This is a genomic window from Phreatobacter sp. AB_2022a, from assembly GCF_026847585.1.
GTDB lineage: Bacteria > Pseudomonadota > Alphaproteobacteria > Rhizobiales > Phreatobacteraceae > Phreatobacter.
This window is the reverse complement of the sequence record NZ_JAPSET010000069.1, coordinates 1-23962: the sequence shown is the minus strand read 5'-3', so window position 1 is coordinate 23962 and position 23962 is coordinate 1. Positions and strand designations below refer to the sequence as shown.

General features: G+C 68.7%; 25 protein-coding genes and 1 pseudogene. 9 read left to right on the top strand and 17 right to left on the bottom strand.

Features of this window, described 5'->3' with window-relative positions:
* The 4 genes from OZ671_RS29630 to OZ671_RS29615 form a co-directional block, all read right to left on the bottom strand.
* Positions 1 to 1272: ATP-binding protein (locus OZ671_RS29630; protein WP_268864051.1), on the bottom strand; the 1272-nt coding region annotated here is incomplete at its 3' end.
* 212 nt (positions 1273 to 1484) lie between these two features.
* Complete coding sequence (locus OZ671_RS29625; RefSeq protein ID WP_268864052.1) at positions 1485 to 2249, bottom strand: TIGR02186 family protein; 765 nt, start codon at positions 2247 to 2249, stop codon at positions 1485 to 1487.
* Positions 2246 to 3175, bottom strand: a complete 930-nt coding sequence (locus OZ671_RS29620) for a sulfite exporter TauE/SafE family protein (protein ID WP_268864050.1) — start codon at positions 3173 to 3175, stop codon at positions 2246 to 2248. Before OZ671_RS29620 ends, OZ671_RS29625 begins: the two co-directional genes overlap by 4 nt.
* A 98-nt stretch (positions 3176 to 3273) precedes the next feature.
* The gene (locus OZ671_RS29615) at positions 3274 to 4446 is read right to left on the bottom strand and encodes an acyl-CoA dehydrogenase family protein (protein ID WP_038307677.1); all 1173 of its coding nucleotides are present in this window, start codon (positions 4444 to 4446) and stop codon (positions 3274 to 3276) included.
* A 201-nt stretch (positions 4447 to 4647) separates the two neighbouring features.
* Between OZ671_RS29615 and OZ671_RS29610 the strand changes: the two genes are divergently transcribed.
* On the top strand, positions 4648 to 5022 hold the full coding sequence (locus tag OZ671_RS29610) for a DUF427 domain-containing protein (protein WP_268864049.1): 375 nt from the start codon (positions 4648 to 4650) through the stop codon (positions 5020 to 5022).
* 78 nt (positions 5023 to 5100) lie between these two features.
* On the opposite strand, the gene OZ671_RS29605 is transcribed toward OZ671_RS29610, so the two are convergent.
* From OZ671_RS29605 to OZ671_RS29595, 3 genes are read right to left on the bottom strand one after another with little or no spacing between them, the layout of a single operon-like run.
* A complete protein-coding gene (locus OZ671_RS29605; RefSeq protein WP_268864048.1) occupies positions 5101 to 5367 on the bottom strand; it encodes a hypothetical protein in 267 nt (88 codons plus the stop codon).
* A 58-nt stretch (positions 5368 to 5425) separates the two neighbouring features.
* Positions 5426 to 5941, bottom strand: a complete 516-nt coding sequence (locus OZ671_RS29600; RefSeq protein ID WP_268864047.1) for a NuoB/complex I 20 kDa subunit family protein — start codon at positions 5939 to 5941, stop codon at positions 5426 to 5428.
* Positions 5942 to 5978: 37 nt separating this feature from the next.
* Positions 5979 to 7340, bottom strand: coding sequence for an AI-2E family transporter (locus OZ671_RS29595; protein ID WP_268864046.1), 1362 nt, complete (start codon positions 7338 to 7340; stop codon positions 5979 to 5981).
* 212 nt (positions 7341 to 7552) lie between these two features.
* Here OZ671_RS29595 and OZ671_RS29590 point away from each other — a divergent pair, with 212 nt between their 5' ends.
* Entirely contained in the window at positions 7553 to 7987 is a 435-nt protein-coding gene (locus OZ671_RS29590) for a CBS domain-containing protein (protein ID WP_268864045.1), read from the top strand.
* 48 nt (positions 7988 to 8035) lie between these two features.
* On the opposite strand, the gene OZ671_RS29585 is transcribed toward OZ671_RS29590, so the two are convergent.
* Positions 8036 to 8767 carry an alpha/beta hydrolase family protein gene (locus tag OZ671_RS29585; RefSeq protein ID WP_268864044.1) on the bottom strand — a complete coding sequence of 244 codons (732 nt, stop codon included), beginning with the start codon at positions 8765 to 8767 and terminating at the stop codon, positions 8036 to 8038.
* Positions 8757 to 9929 carry a DUF3182 family protein gene (locus tag OZ671_RS29580; protein ID WP_268864043.1) on the bottom strand — a complete coding sequence of 391 codons (1173 nt, stop codon included), beginning with the start codon at positions 9927 to 9929 and terminating at the stop codon, positions 8757 to 8759. The genes OZ671_RS29585 and OZ671_RS29580 overlap by 11 nt, the downstream gene beginning before the upstream one ends.
* Positions 9930 to 10078: 149 nt before the next feature.
* Between OZ671_RS29580 and ligD (OZ671_RS29575) the strand changes: the two genes are divergently transcribed.
* On the top strand, positions 10079 to 12571 hold the full coding sequence (gene ligD, locus OZ671_RS29575) for a DNA ligase D (RefSeq protein WP_268864042.1): 2493 nt from the start codon (positions 10079 to 10081) through the stop codon (positions 12569 to 12571).
* A gap of 3 nt (positions 12572 to 12574) precedes the next feature.
* On the opposite strand, the gene OZ671_RS29570 is transcribed toward ligD (OZ671_RS29575), so the two are convergent.
* From OZ671_RS29570 to OZ671_RS29555, 4 genes and pseudogenes are all read right to left on the bottom strand, one after another.
* Entirely contained in the window at positions 12575 to 12940 is a 366-nt protein-coding gene (locus OZ671_RS29570; protein WP_268864041.1) for a hypothetical protein, read from the bottom strand.
* 56 nt (positions 12941 to 12996) lie between these two features.
* Positions 12997 to 13647: pseudogene (locus OZ671_RS29565) on the bottom strand (UdgX family uracil-DNA binding protein); the annotation flags it as partial.
* A gap of 75 nt (positions 13648 to 13722) precedes the next feature.
* Positions 13723 to 14229: a YciE/YciF ferroxidase family protein gene (locus OZ671_RS29560; RefSeq protein ID WP_268864040.1), complete on the bottom strand. Its 507-nt coding sequence runs from the start codon at positions 14227 to 14229 to the stop codon at positions 13723 to 13725.
* A 93-nt stretch (positions 14230 to 14322) separates the two neighbouring features.
* Positions 14323 to 14586 carry a hypothetical protein gene (locus OZ671_RS29555; protein WP_268864039.1) on the bottom strand — a complete coding sequence of 88 codons (264 nt, stop codon included), beginning with the start codon at positions 14584 to 14586 and terminating at the stop codon, positions 14323 to 14325.
* A 230-nt stretch (positions 14587 to 14816) separates the two neighbouring features.
* Here OZ671_RS29555 and OZ671_RS29550 point away from each other — a divergent pair, with 230 nt between their 5' ends.
* The 3 genes from OZ671_RS29550 to OZ671_RS29540 all read left to right on the top strand — a co-directional run bounded on the left by OZ671_RS29550 (position 14817) and on the right by OZ671_RS29540 (position 17049).
* Positions 14817 to 15824: an SDR family oxidoreductase gene (locus OZ671_RS29550; protein ID WP_268864038.1), complete on the top strand. Its 1008-nt coding sequence runs from the start codon at positions 14817 to 14819 to the stop codon at positions 15822 to 15824.
* A gap of 27 nt (positions 15825 to 15851) precedes the next feature.
* Entirely contained in the window at positions 15852 to 16781 is a 930-nt protein-coding gene (locus OZ671_RS29545; RefSeq protein ID WP_268864037.1) for a DUF6328 family protein, read from the top strand.
* A 64-nt stretch (positions 16782 to 16845) separates the two neighbouring features.
* Positions 16846 to 17049, top strand: a complete 204-nt coding sequence (locus OZ671_RS29540; protein ID WP_268864036.1) for a hypothetical protein — start codon at positions 16846 to 16848, stop codon at positions 17047 to 17049.
* An 86-nt stretch (positions 17050 to 17135) separates the two neighbouring features.
* Here the strand turns inward: OZ671_RS29540 and OZ671_RS29535 are convergent, their stop codons facing one another.
* Together OZ671_RS29535 and OZ671_RS29530 are read right to left on the bottom strand one after the other, a co-directional pair.
* Positions 17136 to 17693: a general stress protein gene (locus OZ671_RS29535; RefSeq protein ID WP_268864035.1), complete on the bottom strand. Its 558-nt coding sequence runs from the start codon at positions 17691 to 17693 to the stop codon at positions 17136 to 17138.
* A 39-nt stretch (positions 17694 to 17732) separates the two neighbouring features.
* Positions 17733 to 18038, bottom strand: coding sequence for a PepSY domain-containing protein (locus OZ671_RS29530; protein WP_268864034.1), 306 nt, complete (start codon positions 18036 to 18038; stop codon positions 17733 to 17735).
* Positions 18039 to 18496: 458 nt separating this feature from the next.
* Here OZ671_RS29530 and OZ671_RS29525 point away from each other — a divergent pair, with 458 nt between their 5' ends.
* On the top strand, positions 18497 to 18805 hold the full coding sequence (locus OZ671_RS29525; protein ID WP_268864033.1) for a hypothetical protein: 309 nt from the start codon (positions 18497 to 18499) through the stop codon (positions 18803 to 18805).
* 447 nt (positions 18806 to 19252) lie between these two features.
* Positions 19253 to 20371, top strand: coding sequence for a hypothetical protein (locus OZ671_RS29520; RefSeq protein WP_268864032.1), 1119 nt, complete (start codon positions 19253 to 19255; stop codon positions 20369 to 20371).
* A 221-nt stretch (positions 20372 to 20592) separates the two neighbouring features.
* On the opposite strand, the gene OZ671_RS29515 is transcribed toward OZ671_RS29520, so the two are convergent.
* Positions 20593 to 21102, bottom strand: a complete 510-nt coding sequence (locus OZ671_RS29515) for a ferritin-like domain-containing protein (protein ID WP_268864031.1) — start codon at positions 21100 to 21102, stop codon at positions 20593 to 20595.
* A gap of 204 nt (positions 21103 to 21306) precedes the next feature.
* Between OZ671_RS29515 and ku the strand changes: the two genes are divergently transcribed.
* Positions 21307 to 22113 carry a non-homologous end joining protein Ku gene (gene ku, locus OZ671_RS29510; RefSeq protein WP_268864030.1) on the top strand — a complete coding sequence of 269 codons (807 nt, stop codon included), beginning with the start codon at positions 21307 to 21309 and terminating at the stop codon, positions 22111 to 22113.
* Positions 22114 to 22137: 24 nt separating this feature from the next.
* Here ku and ligD (OZ671_RS29505) read toward each other — a convergent pair.
* Positions 22138 to 23962 (bottom strand): DNA ligase D (ligD, locus tag OZ671_RS29505; protein ID WP_268864029.1); only part of this gene is annotated, 1825 nt, incomplete at its 5' end.

Sequence of the window (23962 nt, the reverse complement as noted above, 5' to 3'; positions counted from 1 at the left end):
CTCCAGGCGCACGGTGAAGGTCGCGCCGTCCCGGCCCTCGCTTTCGATCGACAGGCGGCCGCGATGGCGCTTGACGATATGCTTGACGAGCGCGAGACCGAGGCCGGTGCCGCCCTTTTCGCGACTCGAGGCGATGTCGACGCGGTAGAATCGCTCGGTCAGCCGCGGCAGGTGCTCGGGCGGAATGCCCGGCCCGTGGTCGCGCACCGCCACCACCGCCTCCTCGCGGCGCTGGCCGCGCGGCTCGCGTTTCAGGGTGATCTCCACGCTCTTGCCCTCGGCGCCATATTTGATGGCGTTCTGGACGAGGTTTTCGAACAGGCGGAACAGCTCGTCCTGGTCGCCCAGGACGACCAGGGCCGGTTCCGCGGCCTCGACCGAGACGGTGACGTCGAGCGACTGCGCATAGGGGCCGAGGCCATCGCGCACCTGATGCAGGAGGGGCACCAGGTCGACGCGCGCGACCGGGCGGACATGCTCGTTGAGCTCGACCCTGGACAGCGACAGCAAGTCGTCGATCAGCCGTGCCATACGGTTGGCCTGGGCCAGCATGATGGCGAGAAAACGCTCGCGTGCCGCCGGATCGTTCTTGGCCGGCCCCTGGATCGTCTCGACGAAGCCGACCACGGAGGCGAGCGGCGTGCGCAGCTCATGGCTGGCATTGGCGACGAAATCGGCGCGCAGCCGCTCCAGCCGCCGCTCCTCGGTGAGGTCGCGCAGCGATATCAGGACGAAATCGGGGCTCGCCTCCTCGCGCGCCCGCACCGTCAGGGCGACCGGCGCCACCTCGGCACGGAACCAGCGGCTGACCGGCACGCGCTCGGCGTAGTCGATCTCCTGCGCCGCATTGGTGGCGAGCGCCCGGCGCACCGCCTCCACCACCTCGGGCGTGCGCAGCGCCAGCATCAGCGGCTCGCCACGCTTGAGGCCGGCAATGAGCTCGATCGCCCGCGCATTGTGGCTGCGCACCACCATTTTCGGGTCGACCAGCACGGCCGGCGCCGGCAGCGCCGCGATCAGCCCCTCGATGGTGAGGTCGGTGAGCCGCGCCGCACGGCGCGCCAGCTGTTCGGGGTCGCGCGGCGCCGGCTGGACGCTGCGCTGGCGCACGAAAAGGCCGGCGAGGATCATCACCGCGACGGCGGCGAGAGCGTAGGGCCATTCCACCTTGCGCCAGGCGATGAGGGCGATGGCGACCAGCAAGCCGACCACCACGAGGAGGACGCGGCCTTGCCAGCCCTGCAGTCGCGGCGATTCCAGTTCGTCGTCCATCGGCGTTTCGAAGGCTCCCCGCCCGGCAGGTTCTGGCGCGGCGAGGCTCATCCCCGGGCCGCGGCGGGAGCGTAGCATTTTTGTGCCGCCGGCCCTATGGCATGCTCCTTCGCGCCTGCTGCGTGTCACGGCCATGCGACAGTTTGATGACGGCCGCGGGCCCATCGGCCACGCCCGAACGGGCCATCGCCGCCGCGCCACGCGGACACCGGTCAGTCGCGCCGGAACACGACGCTGGCGGCCCAGCCCGTGAACAGCGCCATGGCGGCGGCGGCGAGACCGTAGAACACGCCGTGATCGCGGGCGGAATTGGCGACGAAGGCTTCGAAGCCGGTCTTGGTGACCTCGAAATTGGTGCTCTCGCGCGCCAGGATCACGCCGCCCGACAGGAGATAGATATCCACGTCGAAGGTGCCGACCGGCGTGTTGGCGACCACCGGGATGGTCGCGCGGAACAGGGTCGGCGTCAGGAAGGTGACCCCGGTCGGGTTCTCGCGATAGAGGCCCTTGGCCTGGTTGATGCGCAGGAAGGCCTCGCGGAAATGCACGGTGCCGCCGGGATTGGTACCCGGCCGCGAGGTCGGCAGCGCGATGCCGTAGAGCCCGATTTGCTGCCGTCGCCTGACGTCGATATCGGCGAGCTCGCCCGCCGGCTTGTTCGCCAGCAGCGCATAGAAGGTCGGCACTTCGACGAATTCGCGCGCATCGGTGTTCATCCAGATGCCGAACATCCGGTCCTTGCGGCGGGTGATCACCTTGGCGCGCGGTCCGCGCACCACCACCGCCATGTCGTAGCCGCCGGAGCGCGCGACGGTCTGGCTGTCGCGTTCGATCGAGCCGAACAGCACGATTTCCGAGCCGACGAAATTGGAGGTGATCTGCAGCCGGTGGGTCGACAGCGAGGTGATCAGCGCCTCGGCGCGCGCCGCCGGGCCGAAGGCGATGAGGGCGACGAGCGTGAGCGCGAGCCGGATCATCGCACCGACCATTCCATGATGGTGTTGGTGAAGGGATCGTCCGGCCGCAGCACGAGGTCGACCAGGAAGCGCACGCCCACCGCCAGCACGACCAGCCCCAGCATCAGCCGCAATTCCTCGCCCTTCATGGTCAGCGAGGTGCGCGCGCCGAACTGCGCGCCGATGACCCCGCCGATCATCAGGAGCAGCGCCAGGACGACGTCGACCGAGGCATTGGTCACCGCGTGGAACACCACGGTCAGCAGCATGGTGATCAGCGTCTGGAGGCTGGACGTGCCGATGACCACCGAGGTGGAGACGCGCAGGAGATAGATCAGCGCCGGAACCAGCAGGAAGCCGCCGCCGATGCCCATCATCGAGCCGAGAAAGCCGATGCCGAGGCCGATGGCCATGACCGGGATGATCGAGACGGTGATGCGCGAGCGCGGAAAGTTCACCATCAGCGGCAGGCTCGAGGCGACCCGCCTGTCGCGCGTCGGCACCGGCTTCGGCGGCTCGCCGGAGCGCGAGCGGGCGATCGCCCGGCTGCTTTCCAGCACCATCAGGAGGCCGATGCCGCTGAGCAGCGTCACGTAGGACACGGCGATGAACAGGTCGAGCTGGCCGGCGCGGCGCAGCAGGGTGAAGGCGACGACGCCGCCCAGCGAGCCGATGACGCTGCCGCCCAGGAGCACGCCCGCGAGCTTGGCGTCGACCGCGTTCTTGCGCCAGTAGCTGAGCGTCCCCGACAGCGAGGAGGCGGCGATCTGTCCGGACACGCTGGCGACCGCGATCGCCGGCGGAATGCCGATGAAGATCAGGAGCGGCGTCAGGAGAAAACCGCCGCCGACCCCGAACATGCCGGAAATGAAACCGACCGCCAGCCCCATGCCCAGGATCAGGAGCATGTTCACGGGCAGTTCGGCTATGGGCAGGTAAAGCTGCACGGCTCACCCCGGCAATGATCGGGCTGCCCCCCGAAGGACCGGAAAATGCGAGCCGCGTCAAGGCCTTTGGTCGCAAGGCTTCCAGGCTTGGCCGGGTGTCAGTAGGACCGTGGCATTCCCAGCACATGTTCGCCGACATAGGCGAGGATCAGATTGGTCGAGATCGGCGCGACCTGGTAGAGCCGGGTCTCGCGGAACTTGCGCTCGACATCGTAGTCGGCGGCGAAGCCGAAACCGCCATGGGTCTGCAGGCAGGCATTGGCCGCCTCGAACGAGGCGTCGGCAGCCAGCAGCTTGGCCATATTGGCCTCGGCGCCGAAGGGCTGGCCGGCATCGCACAGCGCCGCCGCCTGGAAGCGCATCAGATCGGCGGCGCGGATGTTCACATAGGCGCGTGCGATCGGGAACTGCACGCCCTGGTTCCGCGCGATCGGCCGGTCGAAGACGATGCGCTCGGTGCCATATTTCTTGGCCCGCTCGATGAACCAGTAGCCGTCGCCGATGCATTCCCCGGCGATCAGGGTACGTTCGGCGTTGAGGCCGGAGAGAATGGTCTTGAAACCCTTGCCCTCCTCGCCGATCAGGTTCTCGGCGGGAATTTCGAGGTCGTCGAAGAACACCTCGTTGGTCTCGTGATTGACCATGTTGCGGATCGGCCGGACCGTCATGCCCTTGCCGATCGCCTCGCGCAGGTCGACCAGGAACACCGACAGGCCATCGGATTTCTTGGCGACCTGGTCGACCGGCGTCGTGCGGGCGAGCAGCACCATCAGCTCGGAATGCTGCACCCGGCTCGTCCAGACCTTCTGGCCGTTGACGACATAGCGGTCGTTGCCCTTCTTCACCGCCGTCGTCTTCAGCTTCGTCGTATCGGTGCCGGTGGTCGGCTCGGTCACCGCCATCGACTGCAGGCGCAGCTCGCCGGATGCGATCCGCGGCAGGTATTTCGCCTTCTGCTCGGCGGAGCCGCCGCGCAGGATCGTGCCCATATTGTACATCTGGCCGTGCACCGCGCCGGCATTGCCGCCCGAGCGGTTGATCTCCTCCATGATGATCGAGGCTTCGGTCAGTCCGAGGCCCGAGCCGCCATACTCGGCCGGGATCAGGGCGGCGAGCCAGCCGGCCTTGGTCAGCGCATCGGCGAAGGCCTCCGGATAGGCGCGCTCCTCGTCGACCTTGCGCCAGTAGGCATCGTCGTAGTCGGCGCACAGCGCCCGCATGGCATCGCGCAGGTCGGCATGATCGTCGGCGGTCGGCAGGGTCAGGGGCATGGCGTCACGTTTCTCCTGCCGCCAGCATAGGCATTCGCGCCGCGGCGAGATATCCGGCCGATGGCAGAGCCCGGATGCATGTCGGGCCGCTCGCGACCGGCCGCGCCAGCCCGATTTCGCGCCGCCGGCCGAACGGGCCGGCCGGCCTTGCGTTTCTCCGCCATGGGGCCGTGAAGCGGCGGCCCCGCGAAGGAGGGCCCCATGCCGCAACCGCCAGCCGCGCAGGTCAGCATCCGCCACTACGAGGGAACCGTCACCGTGCGCTTCATCGACGCGGTGCTCGCGTCCACGTCACACGCCCTGAGCGTCCGTGACGACAGCACGCGCGAGGAGCAGATCTTCATCCCCTTCGACGACATCTATTTCGAGTTCCTGGAACGGTCGGTGAGCGCCGAAGCCTGTCCGGTCAAGGGCGAGGCGACCCTCTGGACGGTACGGGCCATCGGCCGCTCGGTGCCCGACGCGATGCGCTCCTATGGCCAGAACGACGCCTCGGGCCCGTTGCGCGAATACGGCCTGTTCGATCCGCGCAAGGTCAGTGTCGAGCTGACCCCCGTGAACGCTCCGGCCACTTGACGGCGCCCATGCGATCCGGCGGCTCCGTGGCGTGGTCGCCAGGGAGCTGCCGGCCGCTCCGGCACGGGGCCGCGGCGGTCATGTCCTGCCGTCATCGTCTTCGGACGGCGCGAATTGCAGGGCAAGCCGCCGGTCCTTGCTCACGGCACGGCGCACCGTCGCAGCCCCGGCGTCTGCCGGCGGCATCACGACCCGCTCGTCGGGCGGATCGCTGGCGACAACCCGGCCGAGCTCCTCCTCGGTGTCGCGCGGGTAGGCTTCGCGCCGACCGAAGGTCCGGTCGGCAGTGCCGAGAGGCTGGTCGGGCACCTGGCGGTCGGTCGGGCGATCGGGCGATGCTGTCATGGCGCTCTCTCCTTCGGGCCTGGACGCCGGGCACCGGTGCGGGATCGGCACCGATGCCTCACCGTTCGATCGATCCGGTGCGCCGGATCTTGCGTTGCAGCAGCAGGATGCCGTGGATCAGCGCCTCGGCGGTCGGTGGGCAGCCGGGCACATAGATGTCGACGGGCACGATCTGGTCGCAGCCCCGCACCACCGAATAGCTGTAGTGGTAATAGCCGCCGCCATTGGCGCAGGAGCCCATCGAAATGACATAGCGCGGCTCCGTCATCTGGTCGTAGACCTTGCGCAGGGCCGGCGCCATCTTGTTGGTCAGCGTGCCGGACACGATCATCACATCGGATTGGCGGGGCGACCCGCGCGGCGCGGCGCCGAGCCGCTCCATGTCGTAATGCGGCATGGCCGCCTGCATCATTTCGACCGCGCAGCAGGCGAGGCCGAACTCCATCCACATGAGCGATCCGGTTCGCGCCCAATGAACGAGCTTGTCGGCGGTCGTGGTCACGAAACCGCGATCGGCAAGCTCGTCCTGAAAGTCGATATCGCGCCGCGGCCGCGGCGGTCCTGTCTCCAACATCGGCACGGGAAGCCTCCCGCTGCAAGAAGGGTGGTCGCTAGCGCCTCAGCCCGCACAGGAAGCCAAGGAAGGCGGCGACTCCGAGCGCCTGAAAGGGACGCGCCGCGATCTCGTCGCGCACCATCTTCTGAAGTTCGCCCGCGCGGCTCGCCATCACGTCGGTATCGACGCCGGCGGCCTTGAGCTGCTGGTTGGCGGCACCGGCGAGATCGGCGATGTTGTCGCGCATCGTGGTTTCGCTGGGCTTGTCCATGGCGCTTCTCCTCTCGTCTGTGGATTCAACGGAGGCTGCCGCCGCGCGTTCCCGCTCCCGCCATTTCCGGCCGGCCGACGAGGCCAGCCTCTGCTCGTTGCGGCGGACCGCCTTGCGGCGATAGATCGCCAGCATTTCCGCGGAGATCATGCCGACGATCAGCAGGGGCGTCGACAGCATGGCGCCGGCCGGTCCCCACAGCCAGAGCAGCACCACGAAGCTCAGGAACACCAGGAACGGCGGCATGGTCAGGCGCCGGCCGATTAGGCTCGGGGTCAGCAGATTGCCCTCGATGAGATGAACGAGGAAAAAGACGGCAGCCGGCCAGATCGCCTCGACGAACCCCGCCTTTGCCGCAAGGCCGGCACCGAGCAGCAGCACGGTGGCAATGAACGGCCCGATGAAGGGCAGGTAGTTGAGCGTGAAGGCGAGCGCCGCCCAGAATGCCGGATAGGGCAGCCCGGCAACCAGCGCGATCAGGGCGGCGATCACGCCGATGCCCAGATTGATCGACGTGACGAGCGTGAAGTAGCGGGCGATGCGCCGCTCGAGCTTGTCGAAAAAGGCATCGGTCACCTGCCTGATCTCACGGTCGAAGCACAGGCGCAGCAATCCGGCCTTCATGTTGCGGTGCGTGGCGAGATAGAAATAGACGGTCGCCACGAAGATCAGCAGCCCGCCGGCGACGCTGGTCGAGGTCACGGCGATATTGACCAGCGGATTGAACGCGTCGCGAACCGCCGGAGCCATTTCCGGCAGGGCCACGGGAACGCCGGCGACCACCCAGAGCTGCACGAAGAGGTCGAGCACGCGGTCGAGCTTGGCGCGCAGGGCGGTCGTGATCGCGGGCAGCTCGCCGGCCCCGAGCGCGACCGGCGCCGCGAGCAGTGCGAACAGCGCGACGAGACCAAGGCAGCCGGCGAGCGTGATCAGTCCGGCCGCGACCGCCTGGTGCAGGCCGTGGCGCGTCAGCCAGTCGGCGGCAGGCCCCAGCACCAGGCCGGCGATGAGGCCGGCCGCGACCGGAACGGCGACGGGCCGCGCGATCGTCAGGACGACGACCAGGGCGATGGCGAGCAGGCCGAGGGTCGCATAGCGCAGCACGGGGTCGTGCGCGCTCGAAGGGGCCGGGGCCGGCAACGCCATTCTTGTCTCCTTTTCGCCGGCGAAGGCGGTGCAGCCCGCCGGCGCGGCGAGATAAGAACGACGTGACGATCGAACCGGTTCCGACGGTCATGGCAGGGAACTGCGGCTCCGGCCTGCCGTTGCACAAGATGAGGGCCGGACGAACCGGATCCGAGGGGCCTGCTTTGCCCGGGAAGCCGCCCCGCTCCCGCGCCACCGGACAGGAGGACGAGATGAAGGTGAATGAAGCGATGAGCCGCGATGTCAGCATCGCCAGTCCCGGCGAGACCATTCAGGAGGCAGCCTGGCTGATGGCGAGTCTCGATGTCGGCTCGCTGCCGGTCGGCGAGGACGACCGTCTCGTCGGCATGCTGACCGACCGCGACATCGCCGTGCGCGGTGTCGCCAAGGGCAAGGGGCCGCAGACGCCGGTCCGCGAGATCATGTCCCCGGAAGTGAAATATTGCTACGAGGACCAGGAGATCGATGAAGTCACGCGCAATATGGCGGATATCCAGGTCCGGCGGCTGCCGGTGGTCAACCGCGCCAAGCGCCTGGTCGGCATCCTGGCGCTCGGCGACGTCGCTGTCACGACGACCGACGGCGCGGCCCAGCAAGCGCTCAGCGGCATTTCCCGACCGGGCGGCGCGCACAGCCAGACGCCCTGAGGCAAGGCACGACCGGGGGGTGCCGGTCCGGCCGGCGCCCCCCTCCCTTCACGTCCGGGCGCCGAACACCATCTCCTTGATCCAGCCGACCAGAAGCCGCGTATAGGCGCGGCGGCTCGCCTCGTCCGACAGGGCGTGATCGGCCCGGTCGATGACGCGGTAGGTGAGCGAGCGGGCCTTGGAAAAGGCCGCAGTATAGCTCGCGATCGTCTGATGCGGCACGAGATCGTCCTTCTCGGATTCGACGACCAGCACATTGCCGGTGAACGCCGCGCAGGCCGCCAGAGCCTTGTTGTCGGCCGGACCGTTGGCCTGCTGGCGATAGAGGGTGAGGTCCAGCCGGTCGAGAGCCCCCTTCGGAAAGCGCCAATGCCGGTCGCGATAGAGCGCCGGCACCCTGAGCGACAGCCATTTCGCCGGGCGCTGGCTCGTCAGGATGGCGCCGAGATAGGCGCCGTAGCTCGCGCCCACCACGGCGATGGCCGAACTGTCGACGAAAGGCCTGGTCGCGAGAAAGTCGTAGGCCGCGAGGACGTCCTTCAGGTTCTGCTCCGGGGTCGTTTCGCCGCGCAGCGCGATCGTCCCGGCGTGGCCACGCAGGTCGAATGTCAGGCAGACGCAGCCGAGCGCGGCGATCTCCTGCGCGCGGGCAAGGTCGTCCTCCTGGCTGCCGGTCCAGCCATGGATGAACAGGATGCCGGGCGAGGCGGTCTTCGGCAGCGCCAGGGTCCCGGCGAGTTCGCGCTGATCCACGGCGAGGCGCACCTCCTCATGATGCATGGTGACAGGCCTCCACCCACGCATATTTGGTCAGGTGCCCGACCTCGCCGTCCTCGTCCCGGTAGTAGACGAAGGCGTCGGCCGGGACCGGCGCGGCGGGACCGTAGACCTCGACGCAATGCGCCTCCACGGCCGCAAGATCGGGATCCTCCAGCAGCCGCTCCGCTGCGACGAGCTCGGCGCCGCTCGCTCCGCCCAGCCGCCAGGACTGTTCCAGCACGCAGGTCCGCAGCGCGCCCGCCGAGTCGAGGCCGACGACGATGTCGTAGTTCCGGCGCGAGGCGATGAAGCCCTGGAGATGCCGGTTGGCGGCGGCGTCGAACAGCCGCGCCTGCTTGAGCGCGCGATGCACGTGGTGGTCGTCGGTGAGCGACCACAGATGCTCGAAACCGCCGCGCGCGACCGTCAGGGACGAGCCGCCATAGACCATCCGGCCATGGTTGTCCTCGGTCTGCGACTGCGTGCCGAAATAGCTCGCGACCAGGCCGTGGAGCCGGATCCGGCCGACAGCGAAGGTCGTGGCGTCGTGGATCTCCTCTTCGACCACCACGCCATGGCGCTCCAGTTCCTCGTCGGATATGGAGGCCAGCGCCTCCGTGATGTCGCCATCGGCGTCGAGCAGCGACTGGCCGAGCCCGCCGGCGGCGCCGGCCGGCTTGAAGCGGGCGCGTCCCCTCGCAGCCACCAGTCTCGCGGCGTGCGCGAGATCTGCGCGGGCGAAGGCCGTATAGCCGAAGGCGACGCACGGCTTGACCTCTTCGGCGAAGCCGGCCGACCAGCCCTCCGGGCGCGCCGCGTCCGGCCCGACGAGCGGGTGGGCGATCGCCTTTGTCGCCATATGGGCGAACGGCACCACGCCGCCGAACAGGTCGTCCTCGCCGGCAATGCCGAGGCGTTGCGCGAGAGGCCGCCCGACGAGGGTCTCCTCCGGTACGTAATAGAGGCCGTCCATGTCCTCGAGCGCGTCGGCGCAGGAGGCCTCGAGGAAGGCCGCTTCCCGGGTCTGGGCGAGGCGCGCGGCAAGCGCGGCCCCGGACTGGCGGCGATGCCCGGCCGAGGCGCCCGCTCTGTCGCCCGCGCCAAGGAAGACGATTGTCGGCGCCGCCGCTGGTCGCCGCCGCGCTCGCGGGGGCGATCCGGCCGTGGCTGGGTCGCGGTTCATGGCATGGCACCCCGCTTCATTCCGTCTCAGGACGAACCGGCGGGCCCCATGGACGGTTCCGTGCAAGCCGGAACCCTGCCGTGCCGGCACGGGTTGTCCCCGGTGAGGCATGCGGCGGGCTTCGCGGCCGCATGCTCGGGAGATCGCCGATGCCGTCGCTCGAATCCTATCGCGCCCGGCGCGACTTCAGCCGGACGCCCGAGCCCAGAGGGCAAGGACGGCCGGCGCGAACCGGCGCGGCCGCGTCCTTCGTGATCCACAAACATGCGGCGCGGCGTCTGCACTACGACCTGCGCCTCGAACATCATGGCGTGCTCTGGAGCTGGGCGGTAACCAAGGGGCCGAGCCTCGATCCTTCGGACAAGCGCCTTGCCGTGCATGTCGAGGACCATCCGCTCGACTACCGGACTTTCGAAGGCGTGATTCCCGAGGGCGAATATGGTGCCGGCTCGGTCATTGTCTGGGACGAGGGCCGCTGGATCCCCGAAGGCGATCCTGAACAGGGCATGGCCGAGGGCCATCTCGCATTCACGCTCGAAGGGCACAAGCTCAAGGGCGCCTGGCACCTCGTCCGCATGAAGCCGCGCCGCGGCGAGACGCGCGACAACTGGCTCCTGATCAAGGCGGACGACGCGGCCGCGCGGCGCGCCGGGGATGTGCTCGAGGAGGAGCCCGCCTCTGTTAAGTCGGGCCGGATGGTCGAGCAGCCGCCGGCTCGCCGGCCCGCCGAGAACCACGGGCGGACGAACGGCGCGGCCGCGCTTCCGGATTTCGTCGCGCCCTGCCTCGCGACGCTTCGCGACCGGCCGGGCGCCGGTGACGGCTGGGTCCATGAGGTCAAATTCGACGGCTATCGTATCGAAGCCCGGATCGATCGCGGCAAGGTCGGCCTGCTGACCCGTACGGGGCTCGATTGGACCGGCCGGTTCGGCCGGACTCTCGAGGCCGCGCTGCAGGCGCTGCCCTGCGAGACCGCGCTGATCGACGGCGAAGTCGTCGCGCTCGATGAAGCCGGCATCTCGTCCTTCGCGGCCCTGCAGCGCGCGCTTTCGGAGCACCGCACCGACAAGCTCGTCTATTGTGCCTTCGATCTGCTGCATCTCGACGGCCGCGATCTGCGCGCCGATCCCCTGCTCGCCCGCAAGGAGCGGCTGGAGGATCTCCTGGGATCGTCCCCTGGAGGCAGCCTGCGCTACAGCGACCACGTCACCGAGTCCGGCGAGACCATGCTGGCTCATACCTGCCGCCTGGGACTGGAGGGCGTCGTGTCGAAACGGGCCGATGCGCCCTATCGCAGCGGCCGCGGGCTCGACTGGATCAAATCGAAATGCGCCTCGGAGCAGGAATTCGTCATTGCCGGCTACACGCCATCCGATGTTGCCGGCCGGCACCTGAAATCGCTGGCCGTCGGCTATTACGAAGACGGTCGCCTCCACTATGCCGGGCAGGTCGGAACCGGCTTCGACGCGGCGTCACGCGCCATGCTGCGGCACCGGCTCGACAAGCTCGGGCGCGCCGCGCCGCCGGTCAGCGCCGGCCGGCTTCCCCGCGCGATCGTCTGGGTCGAGCCGAAGCTGGTCGCCGAGATCGCGTTCCGGACATGGACCACGGACGGGCTGCTGCGGCAGGCCGCCTTCAAGGGCCTGCGCGAGGACAAGCCCGCGGCGACGGTGGTCGCGGAACGGCCACTGGCCCCGGCCAGGCGCGGCGCCGCTGGAAGGCCACGCCGGACATCGGGCAGAATGGCTCAACGTGCGGGCGCCAGGCCGGCCGGCGCTTCGGCACGATCAAGGGGGACGGTGATGCTGACCCATGCCGACAAGCTTCTGTGGCCCGACCCGCCGGTCAGCAAGCAGCGCCTGCTCGACCATTATCGAAACGTCTGGCCACAGATGCGTCCTCATCTCGTGCGGCGGCCGCTCAGTCTCCTGCGCGCGCCCGATGGGATCGGCCAGCAGACCTTCTTTCAGAAACACGCCTCGCGCGGCATGCATGATGCGGTGGCGGCCTTTCATGACCCGGAGGACGGTGAGGAGCTCATCTTCATCGACGATTTCGACGGCCTGACCGCGCTCGTCCAGCTCGGCACCGTCGAGATCCATGCCTGGCAGGCGACCATCGATGCCATCGAAACGCCGGACGAGATGGTGTTCGACCTCGACCCCGCGCCCGGCGTCGAGCCGGAACGGGTCCGCCAGGCGGCCCTGGCCTTGCGCGATCGCCTCGCCAGCCTGGGCCTCGACAGCTTCGCCAAGCTTTCCGGCGGCAAGGGCTTTCACGTCGTCGTGCCGCTTGTGCCGGCGGCGGACTGGGCGGCCGTCAAGAACTTCGCCAGCGATTTCGCCCACGGCCTCGCCGAGGCGGAGCCGAAGGCCTATACGGCAACGCTCGCGAAGAAGGCCCGCACCGGCCGCATCTTCATCGATTATCTGCGCAACGGGCGCGGTGCGACGGCGGTGCTGCCGTTCTCGCCGCGCGCAAGGCCGGGCGCCAGCCTTGCGGTTCCCGTGCCCTGGGGGGCGGTGGAAGCCGGCATCGCGCCCGCGGATTGCCGCATCGGCTCGCGCCTGCTGGACGAAATTTTGAAAGCCGAGCCCTGGATCGATTTCCGCAAGTCCGCGAAGCGCCTGCCCAAGCCTTGATGGTCAGGCCACGCGCCGCGGTCGCATCGGCTCCGGCCCGCCCGCCTCCTCACCCGCCATCCCGGCGCGGGCGGCCTCGTCGACATCCTCGTTGTCGATGACCGGCGCGTCCGGCTCGCGCGGCAGGGCCTCGCCGAGCTCGGGGTCGGCGGGCAACTGGCCGGCGGGCGCGATGTCGAACCGCCCGCGGCCCTTCGGCGTCGCCAGGCTGGGCTCGACCGGCACGAAGCCCTGATCCGTCAGCCAAAGCCGCAGGATGAGCTGGATCGCCTCCGCCTCGGTCAGGCGCGGGCGATAGTCGGCGAGAAAGGCGCGCAGGCCATCTTCGAGGTCCTGTGGCAGGTCGCAATGGGTCAGGTCGAGGATCATGAGGGAACCTCCTGTCGAAAGGCTGCCGGCCGGCAGGATCAGACCGCCCTTCGCGGTCAGGCTGCGACGATCTCCCGCGCCCGGCGCAGATCGGTGACGAAACGTTGATATTCGTCGTCGCGCGCGTCGCGGTCGGGAATGCGCAGGAGATAGGACGGGTGGATGGTGGCGAGCATCGCGATGCCTTCGCTGGTGGCCGCCAGCTTGCCGCGCGTCGATGCGATCGACTGGTGCCGGCCGGTCAGGCTGTGCAGGGCCGTCGCGCCCAAGGCCACCACCAGGCGCGGCCGAACGAGCGCGAGCTCGAGCGACAGCCACCACCGGCAGGCGCTGATCTCGCCGCCATTCGGCCGCTGGTGGATGCGGCGCTTGCCGCGCGGCGTGAATTTGAAGTGCTTGACCGCATTGGTGATGTAGACCGCCGCGCGGTCTATTCCGGCAACTGGCAGGGCCTCGGCGAACAGCAGCCCCGCTGGACCGACGAACGGACGCCCGACAAGATCCTCCTGGTGCCCCGGCTGCTCTCCGACGAAGGCGAGCGCTGCGCCCTCCGGCCCCTCGCCGAAGACGGTCTGGGTCGCCGGGCGCCAAAGCGGGCAGGCCCGGCACTGCAGCGCCGAGGCCCGCGCCTCGTCGAGCGAGGCGGCGAGCGGACGGCCCGCCGAGGCAGCGGCGAGATTGGCGATCGTTTGATGCATGGTTCGCCTCCCGGATGTCGCGCATCTCCGGGCCGCGGGAGGCGCGGCCCGGGTGCTTGCGTTCCGCGCTGGCCAACGCCGCCGCTAGGCGGCCGCGTTTGCATTGACGCGGCTCTCGGCGATCTTGGTCAGGCGCATGTCGGTCGCCTTCTCCTCGTCGAGATTGGCCTGCAGAAGACTGGCGCAATCGGGTCGGCCGAGCTCCTTGGCCCAGGCGACCAGCGTGCCGTAGCGGGTCATCTCATAGTGCTCGACCGCCTGCGCAGCGGCGATCAGCGCGGCATCCAGCACCTGCTTGTCGGCGACCTCGCTCGACACGTCGGCCGCTTCTTCGATGATGCCGTCGATGGCCGGGCAGTTGACGCCGCCCGACTCGACTCCATGCAGGCGGAACACCTCGTCCAGCCGCCGCACATGCCCTTCGGTCTCCTTGAGGTGCTCGGCAAAGCCGGCACGCAGCTTGGAGTCGGTGGCCTTCTCGATCATGCCAGGCAGAGCCTTGGTGATCTTGTTCTCGGCATAGTAGATGTCGCGAAGGGTATGGACGAACAGATCGTCCATGGTTTGGATATCCTTGGAAAACCAGCCCATGGTCCTGGCCTCTTTAGTTGTCGTTGAGAAGAGTTGCATCGGATAGGATGCTCTTCTGAAACGTGCAGGCCTCGGCGGGCGTTCCCCGGCGGCTCAGGTTTGATCGGAGCCGCTCGTCTTGCGGCGCTGGCTGCGCTTTTCGGGCGCGCCCGCCTTGCTGTGCGCGGTCGGCGCGACCGGGTCGCTCGCGGGGAATGTATCCTCGAGCGCATCATTGAGCTCGGCATCGGTTTCCCTGTCGTGCGACGCCTCCGGAAGCGGCGGCTGCTTGCGGCCGACCGCCCGCTCGAACTCGCGCGTTCCTTCGGCCTGATGTTCGGCCGCCTTCCGGTCGGCCCGCTTGTCCGCATCGATCATGCGCTCCTCCATGACGGGTGCAGGCGGGGCCCTGCCCGCGGGACGCCGCGAGCCCGGGCCCCGTGCACAGAGCCAAGCATGTTCGCCGCCGGAAAGTTCCGCACGCCGGCCGAAAATGGCCCCGCCGATCGCGATCGGGACGCTGCGGCCCATGCCTTCGCGACGGCAAAGGAACCTTGACGCTCGACGGTCCGTTGCTTTCACAAACGGCCTTCGAGGAGAGATCGGACATGGCACGAGATCATGTTTCGCCTCATGCGGCGCGCGCCGAGGCGACTGCCGGCGAGCAGCGTCGGATTCAGCAGCATGTCGATGAAAACGAGAGGCACGGGCCGGCTTCGAAGAAGGACGGCAAGGCGCGTCCTGCGCCCACCGGCGAGCGCGACTATCCAACGCCGCCCTTCCCGCCGCAGCACCTCGCAAAGCCCGGATCCGAGGCGGAGGTGCAGCCTCGGCCGCAATTCGATGCGCCCTTCTACAAGGGCTCGGAAAAGCTCCTCGGCAAGGTGGCGCTGATCACCGGCGGCGATTCCGGAATCGGCCGGGCGACGGCTGTCCTGTTCGCTCGCGAGGGTGCCGACATCGCCATCGTCTATCTCGACGAGCACGAGGACGCCGAGGCGACGCGTCGCGCCGTCGAGGCGGAAGGACGCCGCTGCATCCTGATCGTCGGCGACGTGGCTGAGGCGGCGTTCTGCGACCATGCGGTCAACGCCACCATCCAGCGCTTCGGCAAGCTCGACATCCTCGTCAACAACGCCGCGTTCCAGGAACATGCCGAGCGGCTGGAAGACCTCACCGAGGCGCATTTCGACCGGACCATGAAGACCAACCTCTATGGCTATTTCTTCATGGCCAAGGCCGCCGCGCCGCACCTGCCGGCCGGTGGCACGATCCTCAATACGGGTTCCGTGACCGCCATGCGCGGCAGCGCCGACCTCATCGACTATTCGACGACCAAAGGCGGCATCCACGCCTTCACACGCGCCTTGGCCGCCCAGCTGCTGCCGCGCGGCATCAGGGTCAACGCGGTCGCGCCCGGCCCGGTCTGGACGCCGCTCAATCCGGCCGACAAGCCGGCGGACCGCGTCTCGCGCTTCGGCGGCCAGACGCCGATGGGCCGGCCGGCGCAGCCGGAGGAGATCGCACCGGCCTTCGTGTTCCTGGCGGCGCCGAGCTGCTCGAGCTACATCACCGGCGAGATCCTGCCGGTGATCGGCGGCTATGGCGGATCCTAGGGCGCCGGCTGCGCGAGGCGACCCGTCATGGCTTCCGCGGACAAGTTCAAGCTCGCCCTCGATGACAGCCGCACGCTGATGCTCGGCGCGCAGGTTCTACTCGGCTTCCAGATGCAGCTGCCGTTCCAGCCCGGCTTCGGCCCGCTGTCTGAAGTCGAGCATGGCATCAGTCTCGCGGCGCTGGCGCTGATGGTCCTCGCCGTAGGCCTGCTGATCGCGCCGAGCGCCTTCCATCGGATGGCCGGCGGCGGAGCCTCGACGCGGGTCGAATATCTCATTGCGCAGGTGTCCTCGCTCACCATAGCGCCTTTCGGCCTGGCGCTGTCGCTGGACCTCGCGCTGGTTGCGAACAAGGTGGGCGGTGTGCGTCCGGCGGTCGTGGCGTGCGCGGCCGGCATCGTGATCACCCTGGGCGCCTGGCTGAGCCCCTGGTTGTTCAGCCGGGGGCATCCGGCTTCGACTGCGGAGGTTTCGATGGGCAAGGCAAATACGGCGCAGCGCATCGATTTCGCCCTCACCGAGGCGCGGGTCGTGCTGCCCGGCGTTCAGGCGCTGCTCGGCTTCCAGATGCTGATCGTCTTTACCGAAGCCTTCGCCCGGCTGCCGGAGGAGGTCCGGATCGTCCACGGCCTCGCGCTTGCTTTCATTGCGCTCGCCGCCGCCGTGCTGATGGCGCCGGCGGCGCTGCACCGCATCGTCTATCGCGGCGAGGACGCGCCCGACTTTCCGGAGATCGCCGGATATCTCCTGCTGGCCGCGACCGCGCTGCTCGCGGCCGGGCTCAGTCTCGATCTCTATGTCGTGGTATCCGCCATTACCGGCACCGCCGCACTGGCCATCGGCATGGCGCTGGCGTCCGGCGCGGTGCTGGTCCTTCTGTGGGGCGTGTGGCCGGCCTGCCTGCGGCTTCGGTCGGCGCGGCCGCCGGGCGCCGTGGCGCATGGCGACCGTCCGTAGATCCGCCCCTTCTTCGAGAAGACCGCACTGTGCGCCCGCCCATCGATCAAGGAGAGATCCTGCCATGTCCGCTTTCACCTTCGACACGCCCGGCGTTCATTTTGAAGACCAGGGCGATGCCTTCGTCATCAGGATCGAGACGCGCCAGATCGAGGACCCCGCCTTGCGCGCCGAGGTCATCCGCAGCATCACGACCTATATCGAGAATCAGCTGCGGGTCAGGTTCGACGTGGCACCGACGGCGCAGCCGAGAGATTCCCAGGCCTGAGGGCCTTCGGTCGGCGACGCGCGAACGCCCGTGGCTGCTGCCACGGGCGTTCCGCCTTGTGTAAAGCGCCGGCCTGGCGAGACCCGCTATCGGAAATCCGCCTGGTCGTAGCGGCCGGTCCAGCCTTCCTTGCGCCAGTCGGCCGCCCGCCTGTTGAGGGGATAGGCGTCGGCATCCAGGATGTTCTGGATCCGCCCATGGTTCTCCTCCGAGACACGGACGCTGACGACAGTGCCGCCGCGCCGCAGGCCTTCGGCATAGGCGTGCGCTTCCTCCTCGCCGACACCGGAACTGACCATGCTGCCGATGAGGCCGCCCGCGACGCCCGCCGCTCCGGCGGCGACGGCGGTCGAAGCAAGCCAGCCCGCCGCGACGACCGGGCCGAGCCCTGGAATGGCCAGCAGGCCTATGCCGGCAAGCAGCCCGGCGGCACCGCCGGCGGCCGCGCCGACGCCGGCGCCCGCGGCGGCCTCGTTCTCGGCGCGGGGGCCGTCGGGGCGATAGGTGTCATAACCCGTCCTGTCGGTCGTCGCGTCGTTCGACACGATGCTGATGTCTTGTTCCGGAACACCGGTCGCCTTGACGTTCTCGACCGCGGCTGCGGCGCTCGCATAGGTATCGTAGATGGCAGATGCGATGGCCATGAGATGTCCTCCGGCACGTGGAAACGGTGGGGCTGAATGTCACTCGGACGCGACGTTGCCGCGGAAGTCGACGCCGACGCCGACCTGCGCGGTCCCGCGCGAGGCACGGCCGCGCCAGATGCCGGCTTCGTCCTTGCGCAGATTGGTCACGTTGGTGAAGCCTGCCTGCTCCAGTCGCCGCCGAGCCTGATTCTCGGTGAAGCTGTTGGCGCCGGACTGCAGAGCGCCCGGAGCGACGATTTGCGGGGGCGAGCTGACGGACGGGGCCTCCGGGGCAACCTGCGCGAACGCACCTCCCCCGAGCCCTGTTGCCAGGGCCACGGCAAGACCGATTTTGCGAAGCATCGCTGTTCTCCTGATTGATCTAGGAGCAACGGCAGGTTTGGCCGCTTGTTCCGCCGGATCGGGGATTGCCGCCGCATGCCGCAGTGCGCCCCGCTGATGCCGAGAATTGCGCGCCCGGAGCGGAACACAATCGCCGCGCAAGGCGGAACGAGACGGTACGACGCTCGTTGGGCCCAGGTGGGGAAAGCCACGCGGCACGACCCCCACAGATCGCCCCCACAGAGCTCTCCCGCACGCGCCGCACACCCGGCCGCAGCGTCCTTCCAACGGATAGGGGCGAGGCACGACGACCGGCCGCCTCGGCGACCGGCGCGTCGACAGATCGGCGCTGCGCCGCCCGTCCTCAGGAGCGGCCCGCTGCGCCGCAGCCCGGAGCGCCTGCTGTCGGCCGTCGGGCAGAGAGGCGCGCGCACCGCACCCCAAGTTCGCGGGAAAGAGCAGCGGGTAAGGAGTCGGACATGCCTGAAATATTGCGCGACCTGGCGTCGCGCGGCGTCTATGCCGCTGAGGACCTCGCCGCTCTGCAATCCATCTATCTCGCCGTCTGCACGAGGCTCGATATCCGGCCGGACGATCCGGACGGGCGGCGGATCATCGCCAAGGCGGTTCTGTTCGCTTTCGACCGCGGGGCGCGCGACGTCGAGCGTTTGAAGAGCGCCGCGGTCGGCGCCAGCAGGACGCCGCTCCTCGAGCGGGACTGCCGGAACCGGCCACCGACACTGCCTGACGCTGCTGCCGACGACCGGAAGAAAAGAGTGGCCGGCTAATTCCGGGGATCGGGAACTCCCGGGGGCTTGGCCGATTATGGGTGATGCGGGGCTGGTAACCCCGCGATGCTGGCGGTCCCGCGGTGCGGGCTGGCGGAAGGGAACCTCCGCCGCCACGGCGCCGGACGGACCGACCGCACAAGGCGATCGGCATTGGTGCTCCCGCAGGACGTGCGTCGAATGCCGATTGCTTGCCCGCGAAGCGATCGCCAGCGCTCGGCCTGCCTTACGGCAGGCCGAGCTTTTTAGGCCCCGAACCTGCTCGGCAAGAGAGCCTGTCGGAAGGCCGAAAGTCTATGTCGATAATTATAAGCTGCAGGAACTCTCGCTTCATCTCCCGCTTACTTCAGAGTGGAACATCTCGTTCCCACACCACAACCACACCCTCACTGGCTCGAAACCCGACCGTACGCCTCACGCGATACGCCGGCGGTTGAGGAGATTCACATGGCCTCACGCAAGCCACCTCAAAACAAGGCCGAAACAGACAAGGGCAACAACGGCGCGAACGGCAAGCCGGCGCACCACCAGGACGACGCCTCGAGCGAAGGCGTGCTCGACGAACTCCAGCAGCAGGGCGGACGGATCCTGTCACTGCTGCAGACCTGGCAGCAGGCAAGCGCGCCGGCAGAACGCGCGGAGGCGGCGAAGTCTTTCGCCGAACTCTGGGTTCTGCGGCGAGAGTTCGATCGACAGGTGCTGTTTCCGTTCCTGCGCAAGCATGAGGTGCCGGGCACCGCCGAATGCCTGGTCCGCTCGGACCTGGCGGCCCTGCTCCTCGTCGACCCCTCGAACCGCTTCGACGAGCATCCGCGCTCGGAAGCGAAACTTCGTGTGCTGGCGGGCCTCGTCCGCGACGTCCTGGAGACGGTGGGCGATGCCCATCACGGCATGCTCGCCCGTGCCAAGGAGGCAGGCGCCGAATTCGCCGACCTCGCACCCGCGCTGCACGATCGCCGGCTGGCCGAATACTGGCACAGAGACCCCGGAATTCCAGCGCTCTACGCGCTGGAACTGAGCCTCCCGAAAGGAAGGCGGAAGCAGAAGGAGACGACAGCCATGCCTATGCATTCCAACTACCGTGAACGGGACGAACAGGGCCGCTTCGTCAGCGACGAGGACCGCTACGAACGCCGGCGCTATCGCGATGACGACGACGACGATCGCCGCATGTCGCGAGGCCGCGGGCAGAGCGGCTGGTATGGCGACCCGGAAGGGCATTCGCGCGCATCCCATCGCGGCTGGGAGCACCGTGACGACTACCGTCGCGGCCGCTCCGACGACGATGACGATCGCCGCTACAGCCGCAGCCGCTACGACGACGACGGTCGCGGCCGTGGCCATGGCGGCTGGTTCGGCGATCCGCGCGGCCATGCCGAAGCATCCCGCCGCGGCTGGGACGAGCGCGACGAACGCGGCTACGGGCGCCGTTACGAGGATGACGACGACCGCCGCTACAGCCGCAGCCGTTACGACGATGATGATCGCGGCCGCCGGCGCGGCGGCTGGTTCGGGGATCCCGAAGGCCATTCGCGCGCCTCGCGCCGGGGCTGGGAGGATCGCTGATCCACGATCCCGCAATGGCGAGGCCCGGTCTGCCGCAAGGCAGGCCGGGCCTTTGCCTTGCGGTCCCCATCGCTCCGGAACGCGAGGCATCTGGCCCAAAGAAAAGGCCCGCCTGTCCGGCGGGCCAGTTTGGGAGGAAACACCCCGTAGGGCGCCTTCGGCCGGAGGGGGACTACAGCCGAAGCTCTGGCACGACTCGCGGAAACAGCGCGGTCGCGGCGTCACGGCAGGAACTGCGGGGGCACGGTCGCCTGTTTCTGGAAATATTGGGCGACCACGACGGGCGTGTTCTCGGCGAGCCAGTTCTGCATCGCCAATTCCTCGTCGAGCGATACAGCGCAGAAACCGCGGACCTCACCATCGTTCGCGATGGCGGCCGCGGCGATCAGGATCCGGTAGGAGGTGATTTCCATCTGTTCGAAGGCGGATGCGGCGAGCAGCGCCTTGACCACTTCGTCGTCCGCCATCATGGCGGAGAGCCCCTGGCCCATGGCCGAGAACCAGCCGCCGGCATCCTTGACCGCAGAGGTCGACTGGCCGCGCCGCTCGAGGCAGTCCCTGAGACGCCTGGCCTGCCGCCGCGTATCCTCGACATGTGTGCCGATCCTGGCGCGCAGATCCGGATAGGCGGAAAGCCGGCCGACCATGCCGGAAAGCATCGTCTCGCCCTGGACCTCCATGGCATGGGCGTCCTGGAGCCAGGTGATGATGTGGTCTTCAAGGACGGACATCGCGCGACAGCCCTGTCTCGATTTGCTCAAGGCTTAACCGCGCCGCATCCGCTTCGTTCGCGCCGCGGCGGAATATTTGCGCCCGTTCCGGCCTGCGCCGCCCGTGCGGCGGCATCGTTTCGCCGGCAGCGCCTTCCCAGACAATCTCATCTCCGCGGAACAACGGCGAACAGGCCGACGTTCTTCGCTCGGAGGACCCGGGCCATGGCGCCACGCTCGTTCTGGAAGGGCTATCTGAAGCTGTCGCTGGTCACCTGCCCGGTCGCGATGATGCCTGCCACCAGCGAATACGAGAAGGTCCGCTTCCACACGCTCAATGCCAAGACCGGCAGCCGGGTCGTCAGCCGCTATGTCGATGCGGTCAGCGGTGAGCCGGTCGACGAGGACGACGAGGTGAAAGGTTATCCGCGCGGCGAGAACGACTTCGTCCTCCTCGAGGACGAGGAACTCGACGCGGTGGAGCTCGAGAGCACCCGCACCATCGATATCGAGATGTTCGTGCCCGCCGACAGCATCGACTGGGTCTGGTACGACACGCCGCATTTCCTGACGCCCGACGATCCGGTCGGGGAAGAGGCCTTTTCCGTCATCCGCGATGCCATGGAGACGACCGGCAAGGTCGGCATCGCGCGCCTCGTGCTCTACCGGCGCGAACGCGCGGTGATGATCGAGCCGCGCGGCCAGGGCATGGTGGTGTGGACGCTGCGCTACGGCGACGAGGTGCGCGACAGCCGCGACTCCTTCGGGGCGATCGGCGACGCGCCCGTGGATCCCGAACTGATGAAGCTGGTGCTGCGGCTGATTGACAAGCGGACGGAGCGTTGGAGTCCGGCCATGGTCGGCGATCCCGTTCAAGCAAGGCTCCTCGACATCATCGCGGCGAAGACCAAGGGCCGGAAGCGGGCCGCCCGGCCCAAGCCGAAGGCCGCCGAACCGCCGAGCAATGTCGTGAACATCATGGACGCGCTCAAAAGGAGCATTGCGTCCGACAGCAAGGCACGCCGCCGCTAGGGCCGGGACGGCGAGCGCGGCGCGTCAGCGCCGGCGCGTTTTCGGCAGGGGCGCGGCCATGGCGCGAAAGCCCTCCCACGGGTCCGCGTCGAGGGCAGCCAGTCGCGTCGGCATGTTCGCCACCGTGAAATAGGCCGGGCCGATGCCGGGTCCGAGCTCCTCCCAGGCGAGCGGCGCCGACACGGCGGCCCCGGGACGCGCGCGGGCCGAATAGGCGGCCACCGCGGTAGCCCCGCGCTGGTTCCGCAAATAGTCGATCAGAATCTTGCCGCGCCGCTTCGACTTGGTGATGGTCGAGACGTAGCGATCCGGGTCGTCGGCCGCCATGCCGTCGGCCAGCGCCTTGGTGAACTGCTTGACCTCGCTCCAGCCGGCCTTGGGCCGGAGCGGCGAGACGACATGCAAGCCCTTGCCGCCAGAGGTCTTGACGAAGGCCGCGAGCCCGACATCGGCGAGGCGCTGCCGGACCTCGCCGGCGGCCGCGATCACCGCCGGCCAGGCCACGCCGTCGCCCGGATCGAGGTCCATCACGATCATGTCGGGACGCTCCCAGTCGCCGACCATGGCGCCCCAGGGATGGATCTCCAGCACCGCCGACTGGACGAGGCCGATCAGGCCGTCGAGATCGGAAATGCTGATCAGAGCCTCCCCGGCCGCGTCGCCCGGGTCCCGGACCCCGACAATGTTCGGGTTGAGCCCCTTCCAGACATGTTTCTGGAAGAACCGCTCGCCCGTCACCCCGTTCGGGCATCGCAGCAGGGCGAGCGGCCGGCCGACGATGAAGGGCGCGATGTGGCGCCAGACCTCGGCATAATAGTCCGCAAGTCCCTCCTTGGTCACGCCGTCGTCCGGCCAATAGAGACGGTCCGGATGCGTCAGCTTCACCGTGCGGCGCTGCTCCGGCGCGGCCCGGCCCGATGGCGGCAGGTCGAGGGTCACTTCGTTGGCGGGCTTGTCGTCGCGCAGCCCGCGGAACGCGGCATGGCGCAGATGCCGGTCGGCGGTCCAGGCCCGGTACTCGATTTCCGCGACGAGCGCGGGCCGAACATATTTGGCCTGGCGCCGCTCCTCCGCCGTCAGCCGCCCGTCGAACGGGCTCGACGGCAGGCGTATGGCGTTCAGCTTGCGAAAGAGGTCCTCCGCCACCGCCCCCGTGAAGCCCGTGCCGACCCGCCCGACATGGCGAAGCCTGCCCTTGTCGTAGCCACCCAGCAGCAGCGAGCCGATCGCCTTGCGCGAAACCGTCGAAGGCACGAAGCCGCCGATGACGAACTCCTGCCGCGCCGAGCATTTCGACTTGATCCAGCTCCTGACGCGCCCGCTGCGATAAGGCGCATCGCGGAGCTTGGAGACGACGCCCTCCAGACTGAGCCGGCAGGCATGGCTCAGGACCAGAGCCCCGCTCTCCTCGAAATGCTCGCTGTATCGAATGACGTCGCCGCCCTCGGCGACGATGCGCGCGAGCAGCGCCTTGCGTTCGGCGAGCGGCACCCGCGTCAGGTCATAGCCATCGAGATGGAGCAGGTCGAAGGCGTAGAAGACGAACCGGTCCCGGCGCCCTTCGCTGAGATCGGCCTGCAGCGCGGAGAAATCGGATGCCCCCTTGTCGGTTTCGACCACCAGCTCGCCATCGACCATCGCCGCGCCGACCGGCAGCGCCCGCAGCGCGTCCACGATGTCCTTGCCGAACTTCTTCGCCCAGTCCAGGCCGCCGCGGGTCAGGAGTTTCACCCGGCCGGCTTCGATGCGGGCCTGCAGGCGATAGCCGTCGAACTTGATCTCGTGCAGCCAGCTCGGACCGGCAGGCGGCGCGGCCGCCGGCGTCGCGAGGGCCGGCGCGATGAAGCCG